Origin of the sequence: Streptomyces syringium (assembly GCF_017876625.1) — a bacterium.
GTDB lineage: Bacteria > Actinomycetota > Actinomycetes > Streptomycetales > Streptomycetaceae > Streptomyces > Streptomyces syringius.
Genome location: NZ_JAGIOH010000001.1, coordinates 5995197 through 6012368 on the forward strand (window position 1 = coordinate 5995197; position 17172 = coordinate 6012368).

Here is a 17172-nt window from a genome sequence, read left to right on the forward strand (position 1 = left end):
GGCTCTGTGCTGCCGGGGCAGCGGAGGAAGTGGCCGGCGGCCGGCACCACCAGGAACCTGGTCGTGCCGGCCGCCCGTCGAGTCGGAGCGTCACCTGGAGGCGGATCCGGAGACCACCCGGTCCCCGTCCTCCCGGAACGTGTCCGTGGGTGCCGCGGCGTCCGGTGCCTGATGCCCGGGCCACCACGCCTTCTCCCCCAGCAGGGTCGTCAGCGTCGGCACCAGCAGCAGCGCCATGATGAACGCGGTCAGCAGGATGCCGAACGACACCGCGAAGCCCATCTGCTGGAGCATGCTGTTGTCCGCGAGCATCAGCACACCGAACGTACCGGCGAGAATGACCGCCGCCGCGCTGATGGTCGGCACGGACTGGGCGACGGCGAGCCGGACGGCCTCCCGGGGCGCGGTGCCCTTGCGGATCTCCTCGCGCAGCCGGGCCACCATCAGGATGTTGTAGTCGGTGCCGATCGCCACGACGAAGAGGTACACGATGACCGGGAGCATGAACAGCAGCCCCTTCTCACCCTGCGCGCCCTGGAACAGCCACACCGTGGAGCCCAGCGTCGCAGCGAAGCCCAGGCCCACCGACACCATCAGATAGAGGGGGGCCACGACGCTGCGCAGCAGCAGACCGAGGATGACCATGATGGCCACGCCCGCCACCGGGAAGACCACCTTGTAGTCGTGGTTGACCGCGGTCTCGATGTCCGCCAGCACGGCGGTCGTGCCGCCCACGAGGGCCTTGCTGCCCTCCGGCGCCGCCTTGTCGACCGCGTCGCGGAGCGGGCCGGAGACCAGGGAGATCGCCTTGTCCTCGGCGGGCCGGTACTTCAGCACCACGCTGAACTGCGCGACGTCGCCCTTGGGGCTGGGCACCGCCTCGGAGACCTGGCCCACTCCGGCCACGCCCGCGAGCGCGTCGTGGAACGCCTTCAGCTCGGTCTTGTCCAGCTTGCCGCCGTCCTTCGTCTCCAGGTACACGAGCGTCGGGTCGGCGCCGCCCGCGGCGAAGCCCTTCTGCAGGACCTCCATGGCCTGGACGGACTCCAGGTCCTTGGGCAGCGAACTCTCCGAGTCGAACTCGGCCTTGAAGCCGAAGACACCGACCGCGAGCACAGCGAGGATGCCGGCCGACACCACGGCCACGGCCGCCGGCCGCCGGCTGACCAGCGAACCGATGCGGTTGGCGGTGGTGTTCTTCGGCTGCTTCTGCCATGCCTTGGACGGCCAGAAGGCCTTCGTGCCCAGCAGGGAGAAGACAGCGGGGACGAGCGTGAGGGCGGCCACCAGGGTCACCGCGACCGCGATCGCCAGGGACGGGCCGAGGGACCGCATGCTGCCCATGGTCGACAGCAGCAGGGCCAGGAACGCCACGATGACCGCGCCGGCCGCCGAGGCGATGGTCTCGCCCACCGAACTCACGGCGTTCACCAGGGCGTTCTTGGGCTGCTCACCCGCCCGCAGTGCCTCCCGGTACCGGAACAGCAGGAACAGGATGTAGTCGGTTCCGACACCGAAGAGGACGACGATCAGCAGGGCCGAGACGCTCTGGTCCGCCTTGAGGCCGCCCAGTTCGCTGGCCGTGGCGATCAGCCCGTTGGCCACGGTGAAGACCACGAGGATGGTGAGCACCGGCAGGAACGCGATGAGCGGGCTGCGGAAGATGACCCCGAGCAGCACGATGATCAGGACCAGTGTGGCCATCATGATCATGGCGTCGGTGTCGCCCGACGACTCCCGGCTGTCCAGGGCCGTGGCCGCCGAGCCGGTGATGCCCATCTTCAGCGAGGTGCCGCCGAGCGGGGACTTGGCGTCCTCCCGCATCTGCTTGACCCCGTCCTGCAGGTCCTCGTCGTAGACGTTCTTCGTGTCGGCGAGGACGTTCGCCAGGGCGATCGTGCCGTCGGCGGACACCGCGGCGGGGTCCGACAGCACCTGCTTGACCTTCTTGTACTTCTTGTCCTGCAGGTTCTTCGCGACCTTGCCCACGGCCTCCTTGTCGGAAGCCGTCAGCTTCCCGCCGTCGGACCGCTGGAAGACGATGATGGCCGCCGGCTGGTCCCGCTGCGGGAAGGCCTTCTCCTGCAGCTTCGCCGCCTGCACCGATTGATAGTGCGAAGGCAGGAAGTCGGCTTGGTCATCGGTGGGCTTGAGTGAAGGCGCGAGCGCACTGAGCGCTATCGCCGCGACAATCCAAGCCACGATGGTCAGCCACGGGCGGTTGACACAGAACCGTCCGACTCGTCCGAACATGGGGCTCCTTAAAGGAAAAGGCTTCGCCACTGTCCGGACTTCCGACTCCGGCCAGCGGTATGTGCTCGATGGGGAAGACCGGCACGGAAGCCCGCGCTCCGCCCCACGAATAGGCATCAGGTTCCCACCGGGCGCGGGCAGGGGAGGCCGCGCGCGTCAACGGTGTCCGCTTGTTGACAACGCGGCCGGTCAAAGCCCCGCCGCCGGGCTCCGCCGAGGCCCGGACCGCGGCGAGTGGCAGCTTGCTGAAGTCCGCCTTGCCGGTGGTCGGCCGCGGCTCCTAGAAATGTGTCCGACCGAGTTTCGTCATTGTGGCTGAAATGAATCGGCATACCGAAAGGGCTGAATCCGTCGTGAGCGGTACGTACGAAGAGCGCCTGGCCAAGATCAGCGAAATCATCTGCGACATCCTCGAGCTCGAGGAGGACGAGGTCACCGAGACCAGCCTCTTCAAGGAGGACCACGGCGCGGACTCGCTGCGGGCCATCGAGATCCTGGCCGCGCTGGAGAAGCAGTTCGGCATCGTCATCGACCAGTCGGAACTCTCCCGCATGGTCCATCTCAAGGGTGTCTACGAGGTCGTCGCGGAGTCCGCCGGCTGGTAGCGGGGGTCGGTCGATGCCCTGCTGGATTCCCGCCAGGGCATCACCGCCGCCACGGGCAGCACAGGCCGGTGCGGCCGGCGCAAAGGTTGAGGGAGAGCAATGACGAGCAAGGACACCCGGGTCGCCCTTGTCACGGGCGGTTCGCGTGGCATCGGGCGGGCGACGGTGCTGCGACTGGCGCAGGACGGCTTCGATGTCGCCTTCTGCTACCAGTCCAATGACGAGGCCGCCCGCGAGCTGGAGAAGCAGGTCACCGGGATCGGTGTCCGCGTCCTGGCGCGCAAGGCCGATGTGACGGACGCCGAAGCGGTCAAGGCCCTGGTCGCCGAGACCGAGGACCTGCTCGGACCCGTCGACGTGGCGGTGACGGCGGCGGGCATCACCCGGGACAACCCGCTGGTGATGATGACCGAGGACCAGTGGCACCAGGTGCTGGACGTCAATCTCGACGGCGTCTACAACCTCTGCCGCTCCGTGGTGTTCTCGATGATGAAGCGGAAGTCGGGAGCGATCGTCAATCTCTCCTCCGTGGCCGGGGTGTACGGGAACGCGACCCAGACGAACTATTCCGCGTCCAAGGCGGGCATCATCGGATTCTCCCGGGCCCTCGCCAAGGAAGTGGGCCGATACGGCATCCGCGTCAATGTGGTGGCACCGGGCTTCATCGACACGGACATGACCTCCGTGCTCACCGGCGCCGTCAAGGACAAGGCCCTGGAGCAGGTACCGCTCGGCCGGCTGGGAACCGCCGACGAGGTCGCCGACCTCGTCGGATATCTCGCCTCCGACCGGGCCGGCTATGTCACCGGGTCGGTCCTCCAGATCGACGGCGGCATCACCATCTAGCTACGCCCGGACACACGGGATGCACCGGGCCCGGTATTCCAGGAGGCATTCGATGGCCATCAAGCCACCGCGCTGGTATTTCTCACTTCGCAGCCCGTACTCATGGCTCGCGTTCCGTGACCTCACCGAACGGTACCCGGATGTCGCGGACGCCATCGAATGGCGCCCGTACTGGGAGCCGGACGAGGTCAGCAACCGGCTGCTCGCCGAGGAGGGCGTCCAGCTTCCGTACGTCCCCATGTCCAAGGAGAAGCACTTCTACATCCTCCAGGACGTCAAGCGGCTGAGCGCCGAACGGGGTCTGCAGGTCGCCTGGCCCATCGACAAGAACCCCAACTGGGCTATCTCCCACCTCGGTTACCTGGTGGCACAGGACGAGGGCCGCGGCCGCGACTACATCGCGGCGGTCAGCCGGGCCCGCTGGGAGCTGGGCCAGGACATCGCGGACCGCAAGGTCATCGCCGCCGTCGCCGAGGAGCTGGGCCTGGACCCGGACCGGGTGGCGAACGCGGTGGACGACGAGCGGCTGCGGGCACGCGGCCTCGACATCCTCCGCGAGATGGAGCGGGACGGGGTGTTCGGAGTGCCCTTCTTCATCCATCGACGCGACAAGTTCTGGGGAATCGACCGGCTCCCCGCCTTCGCCGAGACGGTCCGCGCCGCCCGGGCCGTCGCCGCAACCACCTCTACGACCCGCACGGAAGGAACCGCATCATGAGCAACCCCTTCGAGGACGACAACGCCAGCTACTTCGTTCTCGTCAACGACGAGAACCAGCACTCCCTGTGGCCCGCCTTCGCCGAGATCCCGGCCGGCTGGACGACCGCTTTCGGTGCGGACACGCGCGCCGCCTGCCTGGAGTACGTCGAGCAGAACTGGACCGACATGCGCCCGAAGAGCCTCATCGAGGCCATGGGCTGATCGTCCTCCCCAAGCTGCGGGGCCCCGCGTCGAAACCCCCGACGACGCCGGGCCCCGCACCGTTTTTGGCAGCTTGCTGCTACCCGTCTTGTTCCTGGTTCCAGCGGGCTGTTAGAAGAATTCAGAAGAATTCAAGAACACCATCCGCATCATTGAGGAATACGCATGACGATAGCGACCGTCGTCCTCGCGGCGGCCAGTTTCGCGCTGTTCCTGGTCGTCTTCCCGGTGCTGGCGCGGCGGCTGCTCGGGGTGCGGGTGGGAGTCATCCGCACCTTCCTGACCGGAGCCGTCACCGTCGGCGGAGTCCTGGTGTTCAGCACCGTCATCCGGACACCGGAGCGCGGCGGGCTGCTGATGGGCGTACAGATGGGCTGTGCCCTGCTGCTCGGCATGGGGTTCCTGGCCGTGGCGGACATGGTCTTTCCCAGCGACTCCGCCGGACCGGCCGTCGGATGGTTACGCGCGCTGCGCTCCCGTGTCGCCAGGGCCCGTAGATACGCGCAGATCAGCGGCATCGTGGTGCGGCACGGGCTGCGACCGTACCTGCGCGGGCGGGGAATCGACCGCGGTGGCAGCGAGGCCGCGGGCGCCGGCCGGGCCACCGCCCTGCTCGCCAGGCCGCTGCGACTGGCGCTGGAGGAGGGCGGCCCGACCTTCGTCAAGCTCGGCCAGGTGCTGGCGACCCGCCACGACCTGCTGCCGCCCGCCTTCATCAGCGAGCTGAGCCGGCTCCACTACCAAGTGCCGCCGGAGCCCGCGGAGCGCATCGCCCAGCAGCTGCACGCCGAGTTCGGGAGGCCGCCGGAGGACGTTTTCGCCTCGTACGACCCCGAGCCGTTGGCCGCGGCCTCGATCGCGCAGGTCCACCTGGCCCGGCTGCACTCCGGAGAGCGGGTCGTGGTGAAGGTCCAGCGCCCCGGCGTGCGGCCCGGTGTCGAGCGGGACCTGGACATCATCCGACGGATCGCGCGACTGCTGGAGACCCGCGCGCACTGGGCCCGCACCCTGGGCATGATCGAGCTGGCCGATGGGTTCTCGGCGTCCGTGCGGGAAGAGCTCGACTTCCGGATCGAGGCACGGAATCTGACCACGGTCCGGGCCGCGTGGGAACAGCGCAAGGCCGACACCTCGGTGGTCATCCCGGACACCCATGAGGAGCTGAGCGGCGAACTGGTCCTGGTGCTGGAGGAGTTGCCCGGCAAGCCCATCAGCGCCGACGACGCCCTCGCCGACGCCTCGCCGGCCGCCCAGGCCGACCTGGCGCGGGCACTGCTCGGCAATCTGCTGACCCAGATACTCTCCGACGGCACCTTCCACGCGGACCCGCACCCCGGCAACATCCTGCTGCTCGACGACGGCCGGGTGGGCCTGGTCGACTTCGGCTCCGTCGGCCGGCTCGACGGCCAGGTGCGGACCGCACTGCGGCGCTTCCTCATGGCGGTGGACCACGCCGACTCGGCGGCCCTGTGCGATGCCCTGCTGGACCTGGTGACCCGGCCGGAGGAAATCGACGAACAAGGCCTGGAGCGGTCGCTGGGCCGCTTCATGGCCCGGCACTTCACCCCCGGCGCCGTACCGGACGTCCAGGTCTTCGTGGATCTGTTCCGGGTCGTGTCCCAGCACGGCCTGGGCATCCCGCCCGAGGTGGCCGCGGTCTTCCGGGCGCTGGCGACCCTGGAGGGCACCCTGGCCCGGCTGTCACCGGGCTTCGACATCGTGGCGGAGTCACGCGGCTGGGCCGTGCGGCAGTTCACGGGCCAGGCCGGCTACGCGTCCGCCGGGTCCGGGGCCCAGAAGGAGCTGTACTCCGCGCTCTCCGTGCTGCGCCGGCTGCCACGCCGGCTGGACCGGGTCACCAGTGCCCTGGAGTCCGGGCGGCTCGCGGTGAATGTACGACTGTTCGCCGACAGCCGTGACCGCCGCTACTTCCGTGCGCTCGTCCACGAGATCCTGCTCACCTGTCTCGCGGCGACCCTCGGTCTGATGGCGGTGATCCTGCTCCACACCACCGGCGGGCCGATGGTCACCCGGTCGATCCGGCTCTTCGAGATGCTCGGCTACCACCTGCTGGTCATCAGCGGTGTGCTGTGCCTGCGGATCGTCTTCGCCATCTTCCGGGCCCAACGCTGACGGGCCCGATACCTCCCGCAATGCCTCGCGCCCCCGGCCGCATCCGGACCGGGGGCGCGAGGCGTCGCGGGAGGTGTTCGGTGTCACCACACCACGGGCAGGGACTCCAGCGGGCGCACCACCATGTTCTGCACATAGCGCAGTTCGGACGGGTCCACGGCCGGCCGGGCGTCCGGGAACCTCTCGAAGAAGCGGCGCGCCGCCACCTCCGTCATCAGCTTCGCCAGATGCGCACCCGAGCAGTAGTGGATGCCGTGGCCGAAGCTGAGGTGGGCGGGCTTGGGGCGCTTGAGGTCCAGCTCGTCCGGGCGCTCCGGGAACGGGCACCGGTCCCGGTTGGTCGACATCGCGGAAATGATCACGACCTCGTCGGCGGGAATGGTGACCCCGCCGATCTCCACCGGCTCCAGGGTGACCCGCTGGAGCGTGTTGGCGATGGGACTGACGTAGCGGACCAGCTCGTCCATCTCCGCCATCCACCGGCCGGGTGCCGCCAGCAGCTCGGCGCGCTCCGCCGGGTGGGTGAGGAGCGTGCGCAGCACTCCGCCGATCAGGCTGGCGGTGGTGTCGTTGCCACCCGTCATCAGCGCGAAGCTGGTGGAGAGGATCTCCGTACCGGACAGCCGGCGGTCGGGATCGGCCTGGAGGAGCGCGGAGATCAAGTCGTCGCCCGGCTCGCGTTCCTTCTCCTCGATGAGCGCCGACATATAGGCGGACAGCTCCTTGACCGTGCGGTCCGCGGCGGGGTCGGTCGGGTCGGTCGCCCGCAGCTCCGTCGACCAGCGCAGGAAGTCCGGCCAGGCGGTGGCCGGCACACCCATCAGCGTGGCGATGACGATCACCGGCAGCGGATCGGCGTAGTCGGCGATGAGATCGGCGCCCGCCTTCCCGGCCAGCTTGTCCAGGAGCTCGTCCGCGACCGACTCGATGTGCGGGCGCAGGGCGTCCGCCCGGCGCGGAGTGAAGGCCGCGCTGATGGCCTTGCGCAGCGGTGTGTGCCGCGGCGGCTCCAGGTTCGCCAGATGGTTGGCGTGCTCCGGCGGAGGCGTGAGGGTGGTCCCGGTCAGCTTGGAGAACAGCTTGTAGTGGGTGTGGATGTCGCGGCTGAGCCGCGGATCGGCGAGAGCGGCCTTGGCGTCCTCGTGCCGGGTCACCACCCAGGCATGGCCCGCTCCGGGGATGGAGAGTTTGCAGACCGGCTGCTCCTCACGGACCCGCTCCAGAACCGGGTAGGGGTTCTGGGTGAAGTCGTCGGTGAGCATCCAGTACTTGGAGAGTTTCGGCTGTTGCGTCATGTCTTCCTTCTCGACCGGGAGTTCGCTCGTCGCCGGGTCAGGCAGGCCGTAGGTGATCGCCGGGGCGGAAGGCCATCACCATCTGCCCGACGGACATCACCGGGCCCGCCTCGCTACGGCTCTCGCCCTCGAAGATCACCGAGTCGCCGAGCGACCGGGACAGCGTGATGCGGTGTTCGACCACGTCGCCGGGGAGTACGGGGCGGTGGAAGACCGCCTGCGACACGGAGCCGAACAGCATCACCTGGCTGCGGGCGTCCGGTGCCGCCGCCGAGGCGAGCAGCCCGGCGGACTGGCCCCAGGACTCGACCAGCAGCGACGCCGGGTAGGCCAGGTCCTGGCCGGGGGTGAGGTCCGCGTACCAGGGCTCGTTGTGCGTGACGGCCTTGACCACGGTGATCCGCTCGCCCGGTACGAGGGCCGTGATCCGGTCGACCAGCAGCATCGGATACCGGTGCGGCAGCAGGCTCGCCACCTCGGGCAGCCCCGCCTCACCGCCCGCCCGCGTGGCCACGGGCGGAGCATCAGTGCCGGCGTCCAGTGATTGCGGGGCACTGCCCGCGGCGCGGTAGCGCAGTCTGACGGACGCGGCGGCGCCGCGCGCGGTGGTGGCGGTCGCCGACAGCCGCCAGTCGCCGTCCTTCCGGCGCCACTTCAGCGCGAAGTCCAGGACGTCGCCGGGGAAGGCCGGCCCGGTCAACCGGGCCGACTCCACGGCCGCCAGCTCGACCGGCTCCGGGGCCGTGGCCAGCGCACTGCGGTGCGCGCAGTCGACCACGCACACCCCGGGAAAGATCGGGAAGTCCGGGTAGTGACCGGCGAACACCGGCTCGTCGGGGGAGACGGTGAACCGGGTCGCAGCGTCCCCGTCGTCCCCCCGGGGGGAGACGACGGACACCCGGCCGGCCACCGGGCTGATGCCGGACTCCCGGGTCAGGGTCCCGGTCATGACGCCGCCAGCCGCAGCACCGCGCAGGACAGCGAGCCGTCCCGGTCGACGGAGGTGGCCACCGCGAGCCGGCCGGCCGCCTCGGCGTCACCGTCGGCGGTGGCCAGCAGCATCGCGATCTGGAACGCGCCGGAGGCGGCCGAGACATCGCCCAGCGCGCCGACGCCCGGCACCCGCTCCAACGCCCGCTCGCCCACGACCGACGCCAGCACCTCGCGCTCCACCACCCCGGCCACGCCGGGGGCCTCGCTGTGACTGGCCGCCCACACCTCCTCGGCCGCGCCGCCGGACGCGGCGAGCGCGGACCGTACACAGGCCTCCAGCGTCGCCCGCAGATCCTCCCCGAACGCCACCCGTGACTCGACCGCCAGGATCTCGGCGAGCGCGGGACGCTCCGGGCTGCACGCGTCGGCGGGCTGGATCAGCAGCATCGCGCAGCCCTCGCCGAGCGCCGGATCCTCTCCACCGGACGCCCTGCTGTGCCGCTCCAGCCAGTAGCGGGCCGAGGAGAACTCCTCCGCCGCACCGCACAGCACCGACTCGGCCCGCCCGGACGACAGCAGCCGCGTCGCGTAGTTCACCGCCGACAGGCTGGCCGTCCGGCCGCCCGCGAGGGTGGTGTTGGGCCCGCGCATGCCGTACCAGATCGCGCACTGGCCCGCCGCGCAGTTCATCACCGCGTTGGGCATCTGCGCCGGGTCGACGTCGAACGGCCGCGCACCCACCAGGGAGCTGCGGGTGAAGTCCATCATGCTGGCGACGCTGCCCGTCGTGGTGCCCAGCACCAGCGCGGCCCGGTCCCCGGTCTCCCGGTCCCGGTCGGCCTGCGGCTGCTCCAGCAGGGCGCCCACGGTGGTCACCGCGAGCCCGGTCACCCGGTCCATGGACCGGGTGCCCTTCTTGCCCAGCACCTCGCGGACCTCGAAGCCCGGCACCAAATGGGCGTCACCTGCCGGCACCCGCCAGCGCTCGGTGTCCACCGGCGCGGACGTGGCCCGCCCCTCCCGCAGCCCCTCGGCCAGGGCCTGCGCGCCGATGCCGTACGGGGACACGGCCGACCACGCCGAGATCACCGGCCGGGACGCGGTCACGGCACTCATGCGTCCACCCGCTTCGGGGTGCTCAGCGCGGAGACCGTCGCCTCGTCGAAGGTCGCCATCGACCACTCGTTGGGGGCGTGCTCGGTGAGATAGCCGTGGGTGATGGTGCCGGTCACGGTCCGCACCAGCTCGCCGTCACGGATGACGTAGCAGTCCATCCGCGCGGTGTAGAGAAGGCTCTTGAAGACGTTCTCGATGGTGTAGACGGTGTAGAGCTCCTCCTCCATCAGCGTCTCGTCGAGCAGCCGCAGCTCCGACTGGGTGACGACCGGGATCCAGTTCCGGGTGTCCAGAACCTCCTTGATGGCAAGGCCGCGGGAGGCGAGGAAGAGGTCCTCGACCTCCTCCATCACCCGCAGGAAGCCCGACATCTGCACCCGGTCGTTGAAGTGGCAGTAGAAGTAGGGCATCCGCCAGCGCCAGCCGAACGCGTTGTCCTCACCGATCAGCTCGTCGAGCACCGGGTCCGAACCGACGGTCCCGCGGCCCTCGACCAGGCTGCCGTACGGGCTCGGGGTCGCGGCCAGCTCCAGCCGGTCCCCGCTGCCCAGGGTGCGCACGGCGAACCGCTCCAGGCCCGCCGGGTACGCCTCGGACGCGGCGATGTGGTCGTCGATCCGCAGCGCCACCCGCACCGTGGACGTGGCGCACTTCAGACGCTCCCCGTCCCGCTCGACGAACTGCGCGACCTTGAAGGTGAACTCGGTGGCGCCGTCCTTCGTCGCCGGGGTGACCTCCGCCTCCACCTCGTCGTCGACGTCCAGCAGCGCACCGAGCCGGGAGCGCAGCTCCACGACCTCGAAGCCCAGGCCGAAGCGCTTGTACATCGAGCCGACGGACAGCCCCGCCGCGCGGAAGTGGCTCAGGACGGCCGCTTCCGCGACGTAGTTGATGTGCTTGAAGCCGATCGCGAAGCTGATGTTGTTGCCCTCGAAGACGGGGCGCAGCCGGGTCGTGGTCGGGTTGTCCAGCAGCGCCGCCACAGCGGGATCGAGCACCGGGCTCATCGCTGACTCCTTCAGTTCGGTTCTCTTGGGGATTTCTTGTTCGTGTTCAGGCGGCCGGGCTGAGCCGGGCCGGTACGCGGTCGAGGAACGCGTGCACCGCCTCGACGAAGGCGCGCGGCCGGTCGAGCATCGGGAAGTGGCCGCCCTCGGGCAGGATCAGCGCCTCGCCCGCGGGCAGGTCCGCGGCCAGCTGCCGGGCCTCGGCGACGGGCGCGGTGACGTCCTGCTCCGCGCCGATCACCAGAGCGGGCACGGTGATGAGATCCAGCCGCAGCCGCGGCGAGTTGAGATAGGCGTCGAAGAACCGCAGCCACCCGTAGGGGCCGATCCACTCGCAGAGCCTGCGTGCCATGTCGGCCCGCAGGTCCGGCTGCACGGGCCGGTCCCCGGCCTGCAGCCGGATGGCCTCCGACATGGTCTCGGGGAAGCTGTCCAGCAGTGGCGCGATCATGTTCCAGTGGAAGTCGCCCGGGTCACGCCGGTAGAACGGCGTCACCACGACCACCCCCGCCATCCCGGGCCGCTCGCCCGCCAGCGCACGGCGGGCGAGCAGCTCCAGCAGGGGCAGCGCGGTGAACGAGTGGGCGACCACCAGGTCCGGCCCGCCGGGCACGGCGGACAGGATCTCCGCGAGCCGGCCCGCCGAGTCGGTCTCGAAGCGCCAGGCGTCGATCCCGTCGCTGCGCCACGGCAGATCGGGGGCGTGCACCCGCACATCGGCAGGGAAGTGCTCGTGGGTGCGCGACCAGATGGCACCGTTGTTGCCGAGCCCGTGCAGCAGCACGACCTGTTTCATGAGGACGGCCCGCAGGGGGTGAGGGCGAGTCCGGCGGAGGGCGCACCGGCACCGCCGAGCAGCGCGTACACCGGCTCGGTGCGGCCCGTGGCGGCCCAGCCGGCGGCCGCCGCGCACTGCAGGACGCCCAGCGCGCCGGAGCACTCGCCCCAGCCGTGCAGGCCGAAGTGCTCCGCGCCGACCGGTACGAGCGCCGGGTCGTCGGTGAGCCACCCGGCGGCGCCGGGAGCCGTGCGGGCGAGCTCGTCCGCGCAGGCGGCGAGCGAGGCGCCCCGGACCGCCGGACCGAGCGTGACCTTGGCCCGGGTGCTCTCGGCGGTCCGGCCGAGGACCACGGCCGCGCCGCCGTCCACGACGGGTCCGCCCACGAGCGCCCGCGTCACGTCGTTGTCGGGCTCCACGCCCAGGACGAGCATGTGGTCGGCGCGCCCGGACCGGACGGTCAGGGCCGCCCAGCGCACCGCGTCCAGACCGGAGGTGACGCCGTTGCACACCGTCAGGTTCGGGCCGCGCAGATCGAAGCGGATCGCGGCCTCCGAGGCGGTGATGTTGCTGGAGGCGTTCGGGGTGTCCATCGGGCTGAGCCCGGTGGTGCCCTCCTTCGCGATGGTCGCGACCGCCCGGCAGACCGTGTCGGCGTTGCCGAGGTTGGTGCTGACGACGATGCCGACCCGCTCGCCGGGCACGGTGAGCCCGCCGTCGTCCAGCAGCCCCGCGTCGGCCAGCGCGGCCGACGCCAGGCACAGCCCGATCTGCGTGGCCCGGTCCTTGTAGCGCAGCCCCTTCTTGCCGATCAGGGCGGCGGGGTCGACGGGGTCCGCGCCGGACACGGCGGGCCCGAGCAGCCCCTGGGGGTCGGTGAGCCCGGGCAGCAGCAGCCCCACACCGGTGATCGCGACGCTCATGCCGCACCCGCCACGATCGCCACGGCGTTGACGCCGCCGAACCCGAAGGCGTTGACCTGGGCGACCCCTACCGGCTCGGCCAGCGGGGTGTCGGTGACCAGTCGCAGCCCAGCCGCCTCCGGCAGCGGGTCGGCCAGCCCGGCGATCGGCGGTATCCGCCCGGACGCGATGGCGGACAGGGCCACCAGCAGGCTCATCAGCCCGGCCGAACCGGACGTGTGGCCGGTCTGCGACTTGATGCCGGTCAGGGCCGGCCGCGCCCCGGCGAAGACCTCGGCGGTCACCTTGGCCTCCATGAGGTCGTTGACGGGGGTCCCGGTGGCGTGCAACAGCACCAGATCGATATCGCCCGGGGCGGCCTTCGCCGCCTCGTGGGCCTGCCGGATGGACGCCGTGATGCCCTCCCGGTCCGGCGCCGTGGGATGCACGGCGTCGCAGTTGACGGCCACCGACCGCAGCCAGCCGCGCACCGGGCGGCCCGGGGCCGCCTCCCGGCGCAGCACGACCGCGACCGCCCCCTCGCCGAGGATGGTGCCCTGCCGCTCCCGGTCGAACGGGCGCACGGCGGGGGGCGGGTCGAACTGCACCCGGTCGGCCTGGCCGAACATCGACTCGGTCACCGCGTCGCAGCCGGCCACGATGACCGTGTCCGCCTCGCCCTGCTCCAGCAGGTCCCAGCCCAGGGCCAGCGCGTACAGCGAGGCCGAGCAGGCGCCGGCGAACGTATGGGCGTCCAGCGCCCCGAACCGCTCCCGCAGCGCGGGACCGAAGTCCAGGTCCGCGGCGTCGAAGGGGATGCCGTCGCGCCACCACAGCTCCAGCGACCGCAGCTCCCGCAGGCCCGTGCCGACCAGGACCGGCACGCCGCTGAGGTCCTCGCCGAGACCGGCGTCCGCCGCTGCCTGCCGCACGGCCTCGATGAGGAAGCGGGTGGCCCGGCCGGGCTCGTCGCCCTCACCGGACCGGTCGTCGATCTCGAAGAGCTGCTGTGCCTTGAACTTCTCCCGGTCGAAACCGCGCAGCGGTGCGAGCCCGCTCACGCCCGCGCACAGTCCGGCGAAGATCTCATCGGGGGTGTCCCCGATGCTCGCCACCGCACCGACCCCGGTGATCGGAAAACTCATGCCGCGTTCTCCCGGCTCTCCTGGCCCTCCTCGTATTTGCCGAGGATGACGATCGCGTTGTTGCCGCCGAAAGCCAGACCGTTGTTCTGCACGACCCGCAGATCCGCCTCGACCGCGTGGTTCGGCACGCAGTCGATCTCGCACTCGGGGTCGGTCTCGGTGTGGTTGATCGTCGGCGGGATGAAGCCGTGGGCGATGGCGAGCCCGCTGGCGATCGCGCCGAGCGCGCTCGCGGCCCCCATCGTGTGGCCGAGCATCGACTTCAGCGAGATCGTGCGCGGCGGGGCGGTGCCGAAGATATCCCGGATGGCGCGCGCCTCGGTGATGTCGTTGGCCTTGGTGCCGGTGCCGTGCGCCGAGATCAGATCGACCTCCTCGGGCTTCACGCCGGCGTTCTTCAGCGCGATGTCCATGCAGCTCGCGACGCTGGCGCCGTTCGGGGCGACCTGGTGGTACGCATCGCAGTTGAGCCCGTAGCCGAGCACCTCGGCGTAGATCGTGGCGCCGCGCGCCAGCGCCGAGTCCAGGCGCTCCAGGACCAGGACGCCCGCGCCCTCGCCGGTGAGGATGCCCTTGCGGTTGACGTCGAAGGGCTGGCAGCACTCCGGCGCGATGGTGCCCAGCCGGTAGAAGCCCGTGAAGGTCTTGCGGCACATCGCGTCGGCGCCGCCGCACAGCGCGAACTCCGCCTCGCCGGAGCTCACCGCGTCGAAGCCGTACCCGATCGCGTAGTTGCCCGCCGAGCAGGCCGTTGCGATGGTCTGCGCCTCCACGTTCGTCAGCCCGAGCTCCTGGGCGATGGCCGTCGACAGGCGCACCGGGGACACCCGGCGGACGACCTCGGGGTCCATCCGCTCGGGCCCGTCGGCGAGTTCGACGGCCACCAGCTGGTCGAGCTCGTAGGACTCGCCGTCGGTGGTGCCCAGCGAGATCAGCCCCCGCCGGCCGGCGAGCTGCGCGGGCTCCAGCCCGGCGTCCTGAAGGGCCATCCGGGCCGCGCCGACCGCGAAGCGGCTCGCGCGGCCGAGAGAGGAAATGGGGGTGTTGTGCACCCACTGCCCGGGATCGAACGAGGAGACCTCACAGCCGTTGCTGTGCGCGAAGCCCTCGACGTCGAATATCGAGATGGGCTTCGCACCACTGCGGCCCGCCTTGAGGCTCTCGGTGAATTCGGCGGCACCGATACCGATGCTGGACACCACGCCGAATCCGGTGAGCACCACACGGTGCCTTTCCGGCGCACTGCCGGGAAGCGCTGGGGACATACCTATCCTTCGGTCTGATTGAAGCGCGCCCGCAGCAAGCTGCCATGTCGCGCGTTTATCCGGCAGGTATTCCTGCGGTCGGCCGAGGCCCCGCACCAAAGCCTGAGGGCATCGTCTGCCACACGGTGACCGGCACGTCGTGGTCGGCTCAAGTGCCGCTGCAGCAAGCTGCCATGACGCCCGTGACGAGGAGAAGTCGGCCATGGCAGCTTGTTGCAGGGCCGATTGCCGGGAATACCGGCCGACCGCAGGATGGCACGGGTCGGGCCCAGGTCTGCCCGCAGCCTCCTTCTGTACTTTCGCCGGAAAAGGAAGACATTGACGATGGCGACCAATACCTTTGCCGGTCCCTTTGCCGACGGCGCCGGGGCCCCGGCGGATTGCGCATTGATCTGCCTGCCCTTCGCGGGCGGCGGTGCCGGGTTCTACCGGGCCTGGAAGGACCTGAAGGACCTGCCGGCCGGTAGCCCGGCCGTCGTCCCGCTCCAACTGCCCGGCCGCGAGGAACTCTTCATCGACGAGCCGTTCCGGGACGCCGTGGTGGCCGGCGAGCGACTCGCCGAGCAGGTCGCCGACATCGCCGGACGCTACGGCCGCATCGCCCTGTTCGGCCACAGCCTCGGCGCCGTGCTCGCCTACGAGATCGCCCGCAACCTCGACGGGGCCGGCACCGGCCGCCCCTGCCACCTCTTCGTCAGCGGATCGCCGGGCCCGTGGAGCGGGCGCAGCGACCGGGCCACCGGCCTGGACGACGCCGGCTTCCTCGCCCAGGTCGAGTCGTTCGCCGGCTACAAGCACGAGGCGCTGGAGGACCCCGACATGCGGGAGCTGCTGCTGCCGCTGCTGCGCGCAGACGTCGAGATGCACGAGGACTACAAGCCCGTCTCCAAGGACCCGCTGCACATCCCCGTCACCTCGCTGCGCGGCACCGACGACGAGCTGGTCACCCGCGAGCAGGCCGGCGAGTGGCGGGATGCGACCGCCGCGGACTTCGAGCTGGTGGAGATCCCCGGCAGCCACATGTACCTGGCCGACGACCCGGCGCCGCTGCTGGCGGCCGTCACCCGGACCCTTGGCTGAGAGAGGCCGCACCATGCAGCTGCAAGGCAAGACCGCCGTCATCACGGGCGCGGCCCGCGGCCTCGGCCGGGCCTGCGCCACCCGGTTCGCCGAGGAGGGCGCCGACCTCGTCCTGCTGGACATCGGGCAGGACCTCGACGGGGTGCCCTACCCCCTCGGGTCCGGCGGCCAGCTGGAGCACACCGCGGACCTCTGCCGCGCCCACGGCGCCGCCGTGCTCACGGTCACCGCCGACGTGCGCCGGTCCGCGGAGTGCGAGGCGGCGATCGGGCAGGCCCTCGACCGTTTCGGCTCGGTGCAGGTACTGGTCAACGGCGCCGGCATCGCGGCCCCTTCGGGCAAGGCGGTCCACGAGATCACCGACGACGAGTGGGACCTGATGATTGACACCGATCTGTCCGGCGCGTGGCGCATGACGAAGGCGGTCAGCGCCCACATGGTCGCCCGCAACGAAGGCAGCGTCATCAACGTCGCCTCCACCGCGGGCCTCGTCGGCTACCGCCACTTCGCCGGCTACGTGGCGGCCAAGCACGGCCTGATCGGCCTCACCAAGGCGGCGGCACTCGACTACGCGCCGCACCGGGTGCGCGTCAACGCCCTGTGCCCCGGCTCCGTCCGCGACGATCCGCTCGTCGAGGGCCGCATGCTCGCCGAGATCGCCCGCTCCCTCGACGTCGCCGTCGAGGAGCACGAGCAGATCTTCGTCCAGGCGCAGCCGATGAACAGGCTCATCGAGCCCGAAGACATCGCGGGCGCCGCCCTCTGGCTGGCCGGCGACGACTCGCGCCAGGTGACCGGCAGCACGATCACGGTCGACGGCGGTTTCACCGCACGCTGAGCCGGCTCCTTTGCCGTTCCACCCGATTCCACGCCCTCGATCACCTCGTTCCGCA

The 17172-nt window shown here is 70.8% G+C and carries 16 protein-coding genes; 7 read left to right on the forward strand and 9 right to left on the reverse strand.

The genetic code is table 11. The features are described from left to right. Window positions 1–90: 90 nt before the first annotated feature. Complete coding sequence (locus tag JO379_RS26680) at window positions 91–2253, reverse strand: MMPL family transporter (protein WP_130881607.1); 2163 nt, start codon at window positions 2251–2253, stop codon at window positions 91–93. A gap of 320 nt (window positions 2254–2573) precedes the next feature. On the opposite strand from JO379_RS26680, the gene JO379_RS26685 reads away from it, so the two are divergent. The 5 genes from JO379_RS26685 (at window position 2574) to JO379_RS26705 (ending at window position 6758) form a co-directional block, all read left to right on the forward strand. Next, complete coding sequence (locus tag JO379_RS26685) at window positions 2574–2858, forward strand: acyl carrier protein (RefSeq protein ID WP_130881606.1); 285 nt, start codon at window positions 2574–2576, stop codon at window positions 2856–2858. Between the two features lie 99 nt (window positions 2859–2957). Further along, window positions 2958–3704, forward strand: coding sequence for a 3-oxoacyl-[acyl-carrier-protein] reductase (gene fabG, locus JO379_RS26690; protein ID WP_130881605.1), 747 nt, complete (start codon window positions 2958–2960; stop codon window positions 3702–3704). Window positions 3705–3756: 52 nt separating this feature from the next. Continuing rightward, window positions 3757–4422: a 2-hydroxychromene-2-carboxylate isomerase gene (locus tag JO379_RS26695; protein WP_130881604.1), complete on the forward strand. Its 666-nt coding sequence runs from the start codon at window positions 3757–3759 to the stop codon at window positions 4420–4422. Further along, a complete protein-coding gene (locus JO379_RS26700) occupies window positions 4419–4625 on the forward strand; it encodes an MbtH family protein (protein WP_245381566.1) in 207 nt (68 codons plus the stop codon). The genes JO379_RS26695 and JO379_RS26700 overlap by 4 nt, the downstream gene beginning before the upstream one ends. Before the next feature lie 165 nt (window positions 4626–4790). Continuing rightward, window positions 4791–6758: an ABC1 kinase family protein gene (locus JO379_RS26705; protein WP_130881603.1), complete on the forward strand. Its 1968-nt coding sequence runs from the start codon at window positions 4791–4793 to the stop codon at window positions 6756–6758. Between the two features lie 83 nt (window positions 6759–6841). Here JO379_RS26705 and JO379_RS26710 read toward each other — a convergent pair whose 3' ends face one another. From JO379_RS26710 to JO379_RS26750, 8 genes are read right to left on the reverse strand one after another with little or no spacing between them, the layout of a single operon-like run. Continuing rightward, on the reverse strand, window positions 6842–8053 hold the full coding sequence (locus tag JO379_RS26710; RefSeq protein ID WP_242626421.1) for a cytochrome P450 family protein: 1212 nt from the start codon (window positions 8051–8053) through the stop codon (window positions 6842–6844). 37 nt (window positions 8054–8090) lie between these two features. Continuing rightward, window positions 8091–9002: a 3-hydroxyacyl-ACP dehydratase FabZ family protein gene (locus JO379_RS33990; RefSeq protein WP_307842147.1), complete on the reverse strand. Its 912-nt coding sequence runs from the start codon at window positions 9000–9002 to the stop codon at window positions 8091–8093. Further along, the gene (locus JO379_RS26725; protein WP_209517311.1) at window positions 8999–10102 is read right to left on the reverse strand and encodes a beta-ketoacyl synthase N-terminal-like domain-containing protein; all 1104 of its coding nucleotides are present in this window, start codon (window positions 10100–10102) and stop codon (window positions 8999–9001) included. The genes JO379_RS33990 and JO379_RS26725 overlap by 4 nt, the downstream gene beginning before the upstream one ends. Further along, window positions 10099–11109 carry a hypothetical protein gene (locus JO379_RS26730; protein ID WP_130881601.1) on the reverse strand — a complete coding sequence of 337 codons (1011 nt, stop codon included), beginning with the start codon at window positions 11107–11109 and terminating at the stop codon, window positions 10099–10101. Before JO379_RS26730 ends, JO379_RS26725 begins: the two co-directional genes overlap by 4 nt. Window positions 11110–11155: 46 nt before the next feature. After that, window positions 11156–11905 (reverse strand): alpha/beta fold hydrolase, encoded by a 750-nt coding sequence (locus JO379_RS26735; RefSeq protein WP_130881600.1) that lies wholly within the window; start codon window positions 11903–11905, stop codon window positions 11156–11158. Further along, complete coding sequence (locus JO379_RS26740) at window positions 11902–12810, reverse strand: beta-ketoacyl synthase N-terminal-like domain-containing protein (protein WP_130881599.1); 909 nt, start codon at window positions 12808–12810, stop codon at window positions 11902–11904. Before JO379_RS26740 ends, JO379_RS26735 begins: the two co-directional genes overlap by 4 nt. Further along, complete coding sequence (locus JO379_RS26745; RefSeq protein ID WP_130881598.1) at window positions 12807–13934, reverse strand: beta-ketoacyl synthase N-terminal-like domain-containing protein; 1128 nt, start codon at window positions 13932–13934, stop codon at window positions 12807–12809. Before JO379_RS26745 ends, JO379_RS26740 begins: the two co-directional genes overlap by 4 nt. Continuing rightward, window positions 13931–15199, reverse strand: coding sequence for a beta-ketoacyl-[acyl-carrier-protein] synthase family protein (locus JO379_RS26750; protein WP_209517313.1), 1269 nt, complete (start codon window positions 15197–15199; stop codon window positions 13931–13933). Before JO379_RS26750 ends, JO379_RS26745 begins: the two co-directional genes overlap by 4 nt. A 324-nt stretch (window positions 15200–15523) precedes the next feature. Here JO379_RS26750 and JO379_RS26755 point away from each other — a divergent pair, with 324 nt between their 5' ends. After that, window positions 15524–16279, forward strand: coding sequence for a thioesterase II family protein (locus JO379_RS26755; RefSeq protein WP_130881596.1), 756 nt, complete (start codon window positions 15524–15526; stop codon window positions 16277–16279). A 13-nt stretch (window positions 16280–16292) separates the two neighbouring features. Next, window positions 16293–17117, forward strand: coding sequence for an SDR family oxidoreductase (locus tag JO379_RS26760; protein ID WP_130881595.1), 825 nt, complete (start codon window positions 16293–16295; stop codon window positions 17115–17117). Window positions 17118–17172: the final 55 nt, after the last annotated feature.